The 12,634-nt window shown below is 38.8% G+C and carries 10 protein-coding genes; 1 reads left to right on the top strand and 9 read right to left on the bottom strand.

Translation table 11 applies throughout. The annotated features are described in order from the left end of the window. Nucleotides 1–11 precede the first annotated feature (11 nt). The gene (locus RM347_RS17500; protein WP_322717671.1) at nucleotides 12–1,373 is read right to left on the bottom strand and encodes a cystathionine beta-synthase; all 1,362 of its coding nucleotides are present in this window, start codon (nucleotides 1,371–1,373) and stop codon (nucleotides 12–14) included. 82 nt (nucleotides 1,374–1,455) lie between these two features. Beyond that, nucleotides 1,456–2,646 (bottom strand): pyridoxal phosphate-dependent aminotransferase, encoded by a 1,191-nt coding sequence (locus tag RM347_RS17495; protein WP_322717670.1) that lies wholly within the window; start codon nucleotides 2,644–2,646, stop codon nucleotides 1,456–1,458. A 188-nt stretch (nucleotides 2,647–2,834) separates the two neighbouring features. Between RM347_RS17495 and RM347_RS17490 the strand changes: the two genes are divergently transcribed. After that, a complete protein-coding gene (locus tag RM347_RS17490; RefSeq protein WP_322717669.1) occupies nucleotides 2,835–3,434 on the top strand; it encodes an MBL fold metallo-hydrolase in 600 nt (199 codons plus the stop codon). Between the two features lie 290 nt (nucleotides 3,435–3,724). Here the strand turns inward: RM347_RS17490 and RM347_RS17485 are convergent, their stop codons facing one another. The 7 genes from RM347_RS17485 to RM347_RS17455 form a co-directional block, all read right to left on the bottom strand. Then, nucleotides 3,725–5,911: a GumC family protein gene (locus tag RM347_RS17485; RefSeq protein WP_322717668.1), complete on the bottom strand. Its 2,187-nt coding sequence runs from the start codon at nucleotides 5,909–5,911 to the stop codon at nucleotides 3,725–3,727. Nucleotides 5,912–6,015: 104 nt separating this feature from the next. Further along, nucleotides 6,016–7,185 (bottom strand): DegT/DnrJ/EryC1/StrS family aminotransferase, encoded by a 1,170-nt coding sequence (locus RM347_RS17480; protein ID WP_322717667.1) that lies wholly within the window; start codon nucleotides 7,183–7,185, stop codon nucleotides 6,016–6,018. Between the two features lie 114 nt (nucleotides 7,186–7,299). Continuing rightward, complete coding sequence (locus RM347_RS17475) at nucleotides 7,300–8,478, bottom strand: ATP-grasp domain-containing protein (RefSeq protein WP_322717666.1); 1,179 nt, start codon at nucleotides 8,476–8,478, stop codon at nucleotides 7,300–7,302. A 110-nt stretch (nucleotides 8,479–8,588) separates the two neighbouring features. Then, complete coding sequence (locus tag RM347_RS17470) at nucleotides 8,589–9,668, bottom strand: FemAB family protein (RefSeq protein ID WP_322717665.1); 1,080 nt, start codon at nucleotides 9,666–9,668, stop codon at nucleotides 8,589–8,591. 48 nt (nucleotides 9,669–9,716) lie between these two features. After that, entirely contained in the window at nucleotides 9,717–10,595 is an 879-nt protein-coding gene (locus RM347_RS17465; protein WP_322717664.1) for a phytanoyl-CoA dioxygenase family protein, read from the bottom strand. Between the two features lie 77 nt (nucleotides 10,596–10,672). Beyond that, a complete protein-coding gene (locus RM347_RS17460; RefSeq protein WP_428850570.1) occupies nucleotides 10,673–11,488 on the bottom strand; it encodes a DegT/DnrJ/EryC1/StrS aminotransferase family protein in 816 nt (271 codons plus the stop codon). A 468-nt stretch (nucleotides 11,489–11,956) separates the two neighbouring features. Beyond that, on the bottom strand, nucleotides 11,957–12,613 hold the full coding sequence (locus RM347_RS17455; protein ID WP_322717662.1) for a sugar transferase: 657 nt from the start codon (nucleotides 12,611–12,613) through the stop codon (nucleotides 11,957–11,959). Between the last annotated feature and the right edge of the window lie 21 nt (nucleotides 12,614–12,634).

Below are 12,634 nucleotides of genomic sequence, written 5' to 3'. Positions count from 1 at the left end.
TTTTTCCTTGATTATTCTTGGGTTTGACTAATCCAATATCTGATTAAATCGGCTCTCGTAATTAATCCAATGGGAACATCATGCCGCTTAATAATAATTCCTGTAGTTCCTGATAAAAGAACTCGATAAGCTTCGGAAACATCCACTTCTTCATCGAGCATTGGTAAGGGTTTACCCATGACTGCGGAAACTTCTTGGTTAGAAAAGTTGATCCCATCATGGAGAAATTTCATTAAGGAGGCTTCATTGACGCTTCCTACTACATGATTATTATCAATCACAGGTAGCTGTGAGATATTCAGCTTTTGTAGGTAGTTTGTGGCTTTGCTCAAGGTATCACGCGGGCTGACGGCAACTAGAGAAGGAAAATCTATTTTTTGAGCAAGAATTTCGCCAACTTTGATGCTTTTTACGGTTGTACCTTCCCAAAAACCATTTTCCTGCATCCAGGCATCCGAATAGATTTTATTAATGTAGTTTCTGCCCGTATCTGGTAATAGGATTACAATAAACTTTGGCTCTGTTAATCTGGCTGCATACTTGAGCGCTGCCGCTACTGCTGTACCACAAGAACCTCCTACCAATAAACCTTCTTCTCGTGCTAAACGACGAGCCATATTAAAAGATTCTTTATCGCTAACCCGAACCATTTCATCGACTAATTGACGATTAAACGTCTTAGGAATAAAGTCTTCGCCAATTCCTTCAACTTTATAAGATTTTGGAGTGTCACCAGAAAGAATTGAACCTTCTGGATCTGCACCAACAATTACTATATTTGGATTTTGCTCTTTCAGATATTTAGCAACTCCGGAAATTGTCCCACCTGTGCCCATACCTGCAACAAAAACATCAACTTTACCATTACTATCTGACCATATTTCTGGGCCTGTAGTTAAGTAATGAGCTAAAGGATTATTCGGATTTTCAAATTGATTTGGTCTATAGGCTCCTGGTATTTCTTTAGCAAGTCTTTCCGCTACACCGTTATAACTTTCTGGCGAGTCAGGCGGTACAGATGTGGGAGTAACAACGACTTCTGCACCATAAGCTTTGAGTAGGTTGATTTTATCCTGGCTCATTTTATCAGGCATGACGAAAATACAGCGATACTTTTTCACTGCTGCAATTAGTGCCAGTCCCACACCAGTATTACCTGCGGTAGCTTCAATAATAGTGCCGCCGGGTTGCAGTTGACCTGTTTTTTCTGCGGCCTCAATCATGGTGAGGGCAATTCTATCTTTGGTACTCCCACCAGGATTGAGATATTCTACTTTGGCATAAATACTTGAGTGTATATCTTCGGTAATTTTGTTTAGTCTGACTAATGGAGTTCTACCAATTGCTTGCAAAATATTGTCGTAAGTAGCCATATAGCAGCCCTAAATGATTTTTAAAATCATTTATTTCTTATTTTCGCATCCAAATTTGAGAAGATAAGAGAATAAATGAATATTAGGATATTAGTTTTAGAGTTGATTGTAATTTGAGTAAGCGATCGCTCGCTTTTTGTAATGTCTCAGGTCTTTTACTGAAGCAAAATCTGATCAATGAATTTCCTTTTTCTGGTTGGCTGAAAAAGCTGGAACCGGGAACTACAGCAACACCAATCTCTTTAATCAGATGGTAAGTGAATTCAACATCAGTTTTATAGCCAAATTTGGAAATATCTGCAAGAACGTAATAGGCTCCTTTGGGAACGAAATAGGGAATGCCAACTCGATCTAGAATTTGTAAAATGCTGTCTCGCTTCTGCTGATAAAGTTTGGCTAGTTCTTGATAATAGGATGGTGGCAGTTGCATAGCGGCAACTCCAGCTCGTTGCAATGGTGCAGGTGCGCCTACTGTGAGAAAGTCGTGGACTTTACGAATCGCTCCTGTCAATTCGGGGTTTGCCAAAATGTAGCCGACTCGCCATCCGGTAACGCTGTAAGTTTTGGATAAACCGTTAATAGTAACGGTGCGTTCTTCCATACCGGGAAGAGTCGCTAGGGCAATATGTTGAGTGCCATCATAGAGAATATGTTCATAGATTTCATCAGTGAACGCTAACACATCCCACTTTTGACAAAGTTCAGCAATTAGGTTGAGTTCTTCACGGGTGAAGACTTTACCTGTGGGGTTATGGGGTGTGTTGATAATAATAGCTTTGGTATTGGCATTGAAAGCTTGACACAACTGTGTTTCATCAAATGTCCAATGGGGGGGATGCAGTGTCACGTAGCGGGGTTTAGCACCAGCTAAAATCGCATCGGGGCCGTAGTTTTCGTAATACGGCTCAAATACAATTACTTCGTCACTAGGATCGACTGTCGCCAGCATTACAGCTGCCATTGCTTCTGTGGAACCGCAGGTGACAGTAATTTGGGTTTCGGGATCGATATCTAAGCCGAGATACCAACGAACTTTGTTAGCGATCGCATGACGAAATGAGCGATCGCCCCAAGTAATGGCATACTGGTTGACATCTGCCTCTATTGCCTCGTAAGCTGCCTGTTTCAACTCTAAGGGACAGGGAAAATCAGGGAACCCCTGCGCCAGATTCACCGCATCATATTGCAGTGCCACCCGTGTCATTTCTCGAATCACGGACTCTGTAAACTGTTCTGCCTTCGCTGATATCTTTTGCCGCTGAATCTCACTCACCCCTATGCCTCCGTTGATCTCTATTGCGGTTATGCGGGAATTTCTGTAAACCAGATAGAATCCATAATATCGATAGATTTATCGTAGTATACTCAAATTCCAGATCCAGAGGGAATGGAACCTTATAATCTATATACTGAATTATTGAGATTAATAGTCAATTATTGAAGTACCAATCCAGAATCATCATGAAATCTTTGCACCGTCCCGATCTTTATAGCTGGTCTAATTTCAATCCGGCAAGAAATATTGATTTCAATGGGATTGCCTGGATTCGCCCAGATGGCAACATCTTGATTGACCCAGTAGCCCTATCAAATCATGATTGGAATCATCTGAAATCCCTCGGTGGTGTGGTTTGGATTGTGCTGACGAATTCCGAGCATGTCAGGGCAAGTAAAGAAATTGCCGATCAAACCTATGCTAAGATAGCTGGACCTGTGGCAGAAAAAGACTCTTTTCCCATACCTTGCGATCGCTGGCTGTCTGATGGAGAAGAATTTGTACCAGGACTGGAGGTGATTGAACTCCACGGTTCTAAAACTCCCGGTGAATTGGCTCTATTACTGGAGGAGACAACTTTAATTACAGGGGATTTAGTCCGGGCACGTAAAGCAGGTAGTTTAACTATTTTACCAGATGACAAGCTGCTGAATCGAGAGCAGGCTGTTGCTTCTGTGCAGAGGTTGGCTCAACTGAGTCGGGTAGAAGCAGTGCTGGTGGGGGATGGTTGGCCAGTCTTCCGCGATGGACGCGATCGCTTAAAGGAACTTGTAGCGACGCTGTAAATGGGTGGGGCGATGCCTACGTTAAGGGCTAGCCCTACGCTCAATTTGTACTTTGATTGAGCAACTATTTTGGAGCGTTGATGTCATCGCACAGAGAGCGATCGTTCTTCCTCTTAGGGTTATATTTCAGACAATTAAATGCCAAACTACAAGCACGTTTGAGCAAATCATCTAAGTCTGAATTTAGATATATTTTTCCTTCATTACTATCAACTTGTATCGATAGTGATAATGGAGTCGGCAATATCCAATAACTCTAGCAATGCAGGAATCGCCGTAGGTAAAAAACTTTACTTTGCTAGCTTTCTGGAAAATTCTTGAGTTACCTTTAAATCGCCATCCTCTCTAAAGTAGTAGTAGCTGTGAGGTTCATTCTTAGGAATTACACCATTCACTACCTGTCCCAAGACATTTTGTCCAGATTTTTCTAAAAGTTCTTTAGCGAAAGATGCATTAACCGAATCAACAACCCCTGGACGAACTACGAACAAAACACCGTCAGCCATTTGGCCCAGAATAGCAGCATCAGCAGCAACATTTAATGAAGGAGCATCAATAATTACAAAATCGTATTTAGGAGCAAGAGTTTGCATCAATGCAGCCATGCGTTTTGAGTCAAGCAAAGATGCTGGACTAGGAGGTACTACTCCAGATGTGAGGACATCTAAATTATTCATTACTTGTTTAATAGCTGCCCTGGGTGTCGCCTGCTCAACAATCAAATTGCTTAGACCTTCATTATTAGTTAGTTCCCAAATTTTATGTTGAACTGGACAGTGCAAATCTCCATCTATCAGTAAGACTTTATGCTCCATCTGAGCCATTACTACAGCTAAATTAGCTGCTACTGTTGATTTACCTTCTGTAGGTACGGAACTAGTGATCACAATAATTTTTAACTCATTATCAGCACTCATAAACCTCAGATTAGCCCGCAGCATTCGGTAAGCTTCACTAATAGGCGATCGCGGAGCATTACAAACCACAAGCCTTTGACTATACAACTCCAGTTCTTCTTTACCACGAATGGATTTGTTTGACTTACTAAAAGAAGGAATAATCCCTAATAAAGTCAATCCCAACAACTCTTTGGCCTCATCAACAGTCTTAATTGATTTATCTGTTGCTTCCAAAATAAAGATAGCCACTAAAGTAGCCAGGGTAGCCAGTAAGGAAGCACTCACAACCATAAAAGGAGAAGAAATAGACTCTTGAGGAACTTGGGCTTCGGATAGCATACTCGCATTACCTAAGTTCTGATTTTCCGCTAAACGGCTTTCTTCTAGCTTTTGTTGCAAAAGTGAATAAGTAGATTGTGCGGCTTGTGCTTTACGTTCTAACTGACGTTGTTGTTGTTCTAATCTCGGAAGATTACTCAGACGTTGTTTGTAGTTAGCTTGTAAGTTAGATAAAGCAGCGGCTTGGCTTTCTAAACCAAGACGGGTTGACTCTAATTCTACAAGTTTACCTGAGAGCTGCTGTTGTAACTCTCCTAGTTCAAAGTTTTGATTTAGTTGTGGTTTATTCGTTCCTGCAACTTTTTTTATACGTTGTTGCAGTAGCTCGTTTAAAGACTTTAACTTGTCTTCTAAATCTAGAATTTGCGGATGGGTGTCTTGTACAACAGTTCGCCTGAGTGTAAGTTGCGACTCTAGCTGTTGGATTTCTTTGAGAATATCTTGCACGCCTGAAATTTGGCTAAGGGAAGTCCTAATCATTGCCTGCCGAGAGTTCATACCCAATTGTTCACGGATTTCTTTAGACTGTGCATCGACATCAGCAATTCTTGATTTAGCTTCACTAAATTGCTTTTGTAAATCTGCAATATTTTCTACTGCCTTACTTGCTTCTTCTGACAGGGAAACACTTTTATAGTTTTCTTTAAACCTTGCTATATTTGCTTCTGCTTTTAGAACAGCTAATTCTGCAATCGGCACCTGTTTTTCTAAAAAGTTGCGAGCAGCCGTTGTTTGATTTCTATGAGCAGATACATTGTATTCTAAATAAGCACCCATCAATCTATTAACAACTTCTGTCGCTATTTCCGGGTTAGTATCTTGATAGGAAACTAATAGAATATCAGTCCCATCAATATTCTTCACAGTCAACCTTTTAAGAAAATCCTGGAGTTTTAGAAGCCCCCCTTTGTCATCTTTCAAGTTGAGTCTGTTTATAGTTTTTTGCGCGATAGGTATAGAGCGTATAACTTCTGCCTCGGTATTTAAAGGATTGCTTTGATCCTGAGATACTGATTCTAGTTTGTTTATTTCTGTTTCCACTCCCGTTAGGGAAGAAGTTATATTTGTTTTTTGGAACAGCAGCTTTCCTTCTGCCACATAATTAGGTTGTCTTAATAACAAAGGCAGCAATGAAATTAACAAAACTGGAAAAAATATCCCTATAACAAATACCCAACGGCGCTTCAAAATTTGTAAGTATGTATTAACTGTAACGATATTTTCTGTTGGAGATTCCATAATTTGATATTGAATTGTTAATGATTGATGGATGTAATTAAGATTGAATGACTCAATATTGCAAACAAGCAAAAGAAGATAGATAATTTGTCAAGCAAGCCAAGCTACTGGTTAAATAGAGGCATGAAAGTATGAGCTTTGAAACTGTTATGGTGAACTGCTAGAATTTCACTAATCACTTGCTCCAAATCTTCGTCTGTGATATTAGACCCAGAAGGCAGGCAAAGACCGGATGTAAATAAATCTTTAGCAACTGTATCTCCAATATATTCACACTCAGCAAACACAGGCTGGAGATGCAAAGGCTTCCATACAGGACGAGTTTCAATTTGCTGTGCTGCAAGTGCGATGCGGACTTGTTCTCGATCTGCTCCAAAAGTTGCTGGATTGATTGTCAAACAGGTTAACCAGCGAGTAGCACGACCAAAAATAGCTTCCGGCATAAATTCTATACCTGACAGATTTCCTAAAACCTGTTGGTAAATCTTAAAGTTCCGTCGTCTAGCTGCTACTCTATCAGGTAAAACATCCAGTTGAGCGCGACCAATACCAGCTAAAACATTGCTGAGGCGATAGTTGTAACCAATTTCCGAGTGTTGGTAATGGGGAGATAAATCGCGTGCTTGGGTTGCTAAGAAACGGGCTTTTACCACCAATTGTGGATCGTCGGAAACCAACATCCCACCGCCGGAGGTAGTAATGATTTTATTGCCATTGAAGGAGTAAATGCCAATGCGCCCGAAAGTTCCGGGGGAACGCTCTTTGTAGGTAGCACCTAAAGCTTCAGCAGCGTCTTCAATTAAAGGAACGTCATATTGATTACAAGCTTTTAGGATGGGATCGATATCTGCACTTTGACCATACAGATGCACAAGTACCACCGCTTTAGGCAATCTGCCAAAACGTGCGCGGTTCTCTAGCGCTTCCTGCAATAAGTCAGGATTCATGTTCCAAGAAGTGCGATCGCTATCAATAAATACTGGTTTCGCTCCTAAGTAGACAATTGGATTGGCGGTAGCTATAAATGTCAGGGTAGAGCAAAAAACTTCATCCCCAGACTCGACGCCTACTAGCCTTAAAGCCAAATGTAGAGCTGCTGTACCAGAACTAACAGCAGCAGCGTAGCCAGCCCCAGTTACTTGACAAAATTCTTCCTCGAAAGCATTTACATGTGGGCCAACTGGTGCAATCCAGTTAGTGTCAAAAGCTTCTTTGATCAGTTCCAGCTCGCGATCGCCCATATGTGGAGTCGAGAGCAAGATTGGTTTAGCCATGATTATTTTCAGTAATTTGGATTATCTGAGAAGGCTGCAATAATTCAAATGTTTTTATCATAAATTCCTCAAAGTATTCCCGATTTTGACTTTAAAAAGTTTTACATTTGCCTGTCATTTAACATTTTGTAATTTTTGAGATTGCCGAGAAAATATACTTTTCACATCTTGAAGTAAATTCTGTTTCATCAGCTTATAAAATAAGAGATGAAGTATACCACTTGGGTCTGATAAAAAATATTTAACATTCGTATCAGACAAACTATATTCTAAAGAGCCGCTGAAGGCATCTTGAATGAACCTATGAAATTTAGCATAATATCGTTCTTGATAAGAAATATGCTCAAAAGTAATGTTATTTGATACTAAATATAAAGCATACGGAAAATTTACCCCAACTGAGAGAGAACCCATTAAAGATTGCCAAAATCTTGGATTTATTTCGATAACATTAATTTGTCCTGTTTGAGAATTATATCTTAGGTCTAAATTAGCAACACCACTCCATTTAAGTACATTCATAGTTTTTCTGACTATATCAATAACAGCAGAATCATGAACAAACTTCAATTTGTCAATTTTAGGAGTAAATCCTTCTGTTAATCCTAATTGCTGTTGTATTGTGTAAGCAAGAACTTGCCCATCCTGACAAAGAACACTACAACCTATATCATGACCAGGTAGATATTTTTGAACAATATAGACCTCGTTAGGATAATTACAAAGAACCTGAAAGTTTTCTTTTTCTAAAGACTCAAATTTTTGAATATTTTTCCCACCACTTCCATCAATCGGTTTGAGTAGTACAGGATAATTAAATTGACTAATCTTCTCAATATCTTTAAGCAGAACTGTTTCAGGTGTGGGGATATTATGCTTTTGTAAAAAAAGGTGTAACTTCCACTTATCAAAGGCTGTATCTAAAATGTCTTCACTTGGTAATGCTACTATTCTACAAAATTTTGACAATTTATCTCTATATCTTGAAACAAACTTGAAGCCTTCTTCAGAAGCAGGAAATATAATATTTGTTCCTTGAGTTTCGATTATCCTAATTACCTCATCTAAATACTCTATTGAATTTATCCTATTTTCCGAAATAACTAAATTATCAATATATGCCGAATGCTTGTAAAAGTATAACCATTCATTCTCATCTGATACTTGATCTGAGGAGACAATCATATTTATATTAAATTCACTATTAGCTTGTTTAAGACAGCGTATTGCATAGTATGCAAGAGGATTTTTGCATGGATCGGGAATTAAAACGGATGGTTGTTGGATTTTCATTGGCTATGATTTATGTAAATTTTCAAAAGTTTAATACTAGAAGCATTATCAAGCTTAACTGGTTAACCAAGATGAGAACTAAAAAGTATAATTTGTTGCATCATGGTTATTCAATATGAACGATAAGCGGGAAAGAAGTCTGACTGCAATAACTCTAATGCTGTTTTACCTATAACTTTCGCTCTTAAGTTCACCAAATTATCATATTTCTCCTCATCAATTATTAAGCCTAATGTCAAAAACTTGTGAGTCAATTGAGAGAAACCAGCTTTAAAAATATATAAACTATCCTCAGTTGAACTACCAACTCCACCCCCCAAGTGCAAAAATTCATTCCCGCGTTCCTGTGCCCAATATCTTGCATAGTCAGTTTCTAAACTACCTGGTGATAAATGAACAAACTGATTTCTTGTTCCACCAAGTGTGCTTTGCACAATTCCACAACATTCTGTATATAAACCAACACAAGCTATCTGATGTTCGTGTTCAACAATGCATAGATGAAGACTAAGACCTAACAAATTATTCATTTGAGTAAAATATTGGGAATTAAAAGAGTAGTATCCTGTAGTTGCATTGACACGTCTCATGGTTTCTTCATAGATTGCAACAAATTCGTCCAAATAATCTTGGAATGGAACCATCCTTGCAATCATTCCGAGGCGCTTACACTTGTTAATTGTGCTACGATGACCCTTTCTCGTGTGAGTCCACAAGTTAGAAAGTCTCAAATCAACTGAGACTGTTTCCCCTGTAAGTTTAAAATTTTCCGTTTGAGAGACTTTGGTGAAACTCTCATTCAGAATTGGATGCAAACGAAAGAAAGCAGAGCATATCCCTCTAGAGTGAAATTCCTGCTTCATCATATCTAGAGCAGCATCTAGAAATCCTGGTGTGTTAAGAGCTGCTTCACTGAGCAAGATCCCCGGATAGCCATAGGGGGAAACAACATCAAAAATATCTGCTGATTGTAGTCCTTCAAAGAGGATGTCATTACATTTCCTGAGCAAATAAGGTACAAAAAACTTTTTTTCACCTTCAGTTATTAATATAGCCTCGGGGATAGTATCAGTTCTTTTAGCCTCTAAATAAGTATACTCAGGCAAATGGTAAAAATCATGACGGATTTCTTGCAAGGTTTTTAACCACAAATCGTTGGTCAATTCAATTATTTGTACTTGTAAATTCATGTGATTCTCCCTATTTATTTTGCTACATTTGACTATTTAATATTTATCTTATGCTGACCACAAAATAGGAAATATTGCTGGATCGCTATAATCTGGATTACCATTAGGCAGTTTGCGACACATACTGTCAAGAAAGTGATGAATTTGTTCTCCGTTATTCCAAAAAGGTTGATGGCAATTGGCGTAGTCTTGCAAATATAAAGCAAATGCCAAGCGCACTGAATTGCTGTAATTGGGATAGCTACCGTGAATAGTACAACAGTGGTGAAAGCTAACTTGACCTTTATTCAGGATGATAGGTACTTCAACAACCTCTCGTCCTTTTTGGGCAAATTCCTCTTTTATCTCTTTGAGATTCTGGTTATTGAAGCAACGCAGATGTTCGGTATCTGACCACTTGTGACTACCATCAAGAACAACTAGTGGTGCTTTATTTTCATCAATATCTTGGAAGGGTATCCAAGCGGAAAGCATTTTTTTAGAGGTGCAGTTAGAAGAATAAGAGTAATCGGTATGCCAGCCAACTACCCCTCCTCGATCGCTAGTGGTGATGGGCGCCTTATAGACTAGCGTATCTTCAAATAATCGAATTTCTGTAGTTCTAGCTAGCCTAGCAGCGATCGCTCCAACAATTGGCTGAAGAACGAGCTTGCGTAGTTCTTTTTTCCGATAAGAAACGTGTTGATTATTGCGTACAGCGTCTCCATCTCCAGGCTTCCAGTCGCTGTAACCAATACTATAGGGAAGTGTTGCGTCTCGCTCTCCACGATAGAACTTTTCGCTACCTGCGATCGCTTCATCTATAACCTCATCAGGTATAACTTTTTTGCTAATAAACCAGCCGTGTTCTTCATAAAAAGCAATATCTGACTCTGTGGGTAAAAGAGCTAGCTGCTCTTGTGATAATTTGTAAGTAAAAGTTTTCATGTAATGTATCCTGCTTACTTTCAAGACTTCAAAAAATTGTGCGAACAACAATAAATTCTTGAATTTTGAATTACTTTTCATCCTCCAATTATAGAGATAGCAAGATTGTCATATTGTTGGAAAAATTCTCGAAATTTTGCTGCCACACGACTAATATCATCTAATGAGTAACGTTGATCTGTTGGTATTGTTAAAATGCGCTTTGACAAATTTATTGCTAAAGGGTCATTAGATGAATTTTCTGGTGTTTGCGGCCAATGAATCGGTGGAAATATATTTTGACTTATTAGGTACTTACGTAAATTTCCTCTAATTTCTGTGTTTTGGCAAACTACTATACTATTAAATGGCACAGAACCATCAGGCCAAGAGGTAAAGAGCGGCGTCCAATTTGGGTGGTTTGTAATTGAGATTGAAGTCAAAAAATGTTTGACATTTTTTTCTTTTTTTCTCCTAAATTCTGTAATGTTCAGGCAGTTTAGAATATTAGAGGTAAAAGTTGAAGCTGCATAATTAGTTTCACGATCTAGTTCTTCCTCACTTTCAATTTCTAGCCGTCGATAGGTATCTTTCGAGATATTTGCACCACTAAGATAAGCTCGTTTTAACAGCATCGCAGTCAGTTTTTTACAACTAGCTGGTGATTCTGAAGAAGCTTTTGGCAACTTAAGATTTTGGGGAGACCAGATAATACCTCCATTTGGGATTGGCAGAGTTTTACGCAGAGAAGCTATAGCATAGTGAGCATTACTTTGCTGTGCCCAAGAAGAAAAAGGGTCGTGGCTATGGTCTTCAATTAAGATAATATCATTATGCTTAGATAGCCAATCTTGCCAAAATTTTCTTTGTCTAACCCCAAATAAGTTAACTGCTAAAACTAAATCACCTGGCAAAGTATTGAGGGAGTTAAAATCTGGGGATTCTTGAGTTGGCAAATCTCGATACCAACATATCTCAAAATTATTTTTGAGTTTTGTTGCAAAATCCATGCATAAAAAAGATGGTAAATGCAGTCGTAACTGACGCCCTTTATTCTGATTTAATAGACTGCTAAGAGAAATCAAACAAACTGTACCAGTGGAAAAAAGTTCATATAATTTAGGCAGTAAACTGTTAGTTTTAGATGCTATTAAAAACTCATTTGACCAATCAAACTCAGAACCGAATTCCCATCGTTTTTCCATAAATATTTACCTGAACTAATAGGATATTTTTACAAGAGATTTTCTTCGTTATGGTGAAGCAAATCTCTTGCCTTTACGAAGTTCTGAAGTGTTAGCAAGTCCGTGAGCTTCGGAAAACCCCACTCGGACTTTTCTCTGTGTTCTACCTTATTTATTGAGAGTTTGTACAATAATATTTCATACTTCTCTAGTACTACCTTGAAATTCTTCACCTGTAGCGTAGCCTTCTTGGCTAATATTCTCTTTTTTGAAAACTTTGAACAGAGTTAAAATCAGAATTTTCAAGTCCAACCATAAATTCCAGTTGTCAATGTACCAAATATCTAATCTGAATTTCTCTTCCCAACATCCATCTAATAATCGGCGACCATTGATTTGCGCCCAACCTGTGATACCCGGTTTAACATTGTGGCGGCGTGCTTGTTCGAGGCTGTAACGGTCAAGATACTGTACTAGTAAAGGACGAGGGCCCACCAAACTCATGTCACCCTTGAGGACGTTCCAAAGTTGTGGGAGTTCGTCCAAACTGGTTTGACGAAGAAATTCACCAAAAGGCGTGAGGCGTTTCTCATCAGGGAGAAGATTGCCTTTGGCATCGCGTTCATCCGTCATAGTGCGGAACTTGTAAAAATTGAAAATACGAGCGTTTTTACCAGGACGGGGTTGGGTGAACAGCACCGGATAACCCATGCGGAAATAAATTGCGATCGCAATTATCAATATCACCGGAGAAAGAACCAATAAGGCGATCACTGCTACAAATCTATCTAATATAGACTTGATTAATCTGCTATTTTTTCTGAAAATATGTCGCTGCAAATATTTGCTGTTCATAGCTGTATTCTTGACTTTTGT

It is taken from the genome of Nostoc sp. ChiQUE02 (assembly GCF_034531305.2).
Classification (GTDB): Bacteria; Cyanobacteriota; Cyanobacteriia; order Cyanobacteriales; family Nostocaceae; genus Nostoc.
This window is presented reverse-complemented; position numbering and strand designations above follow the sequence as displayed.

What these genes read in the sequence shown, in the direction of transcription:
- RM347_RS17455 (WP_322717662.1), bottom strand. Translation starts at nt 12,613, where the DNA reads ATGAACAGCAAATATTTGCAGCGACATATTTTCAGAAAAAATAGCAGA.
- RM347_RS17500 (WP_322717671.1), bottom strand. Translation starts at nt 1,373, where the DNA reads ATGGCTACTTACGACAATATTTTGCAAGCAATTGGTAGAACTCCATTA.
- RM347_RS17470 (WP_322717665.1), bottom strand. Translation starts at nt 9,668, where the DNA reads ATGAATTTACAAGTACAAATAATTGAATTGACCAACGATTTGTGGTTA.
- RM347_RS17485 (WP_322717668.1), bottom strand. Translation starts at nt 5,911, where the DNA reads ATGGAATCTCCAACAGAAAATATCGTTACAGTTAATACATACTTACAA.
- RM347_RS17490 (WP_322717669.1), top strand. Translation starts at nt 2,835, where the DNA reads ATGAAATCTTTGCACCGTCCCGATCTTTATAGCTGGTCTAATTTCAAT.
- RM347_RS17465 (WP_322717664.1), bottom strand. Translation starts at nt 10,595, where the DNA reads ATGAAAACTTTTACTTACAAATTATCACAAGAGCAGCTAGCTCTTTTA.
- RM347_RS17475 (WP_322717666.1), bottom strand. Translation starts at nt 8,478, where the DNA reads ATGAAAATCCAACAACCATCCGTTTTAATTCCCGATCCATGCAAAAAT.
- RM347_RS17480 (WP_322717667.1), bottom strand. Translation starts at nt 7,185, where the DNA reads ATGGCTAAACCAATCTTGCTCTCGACTCCACATATGGGCGATCGCGAG.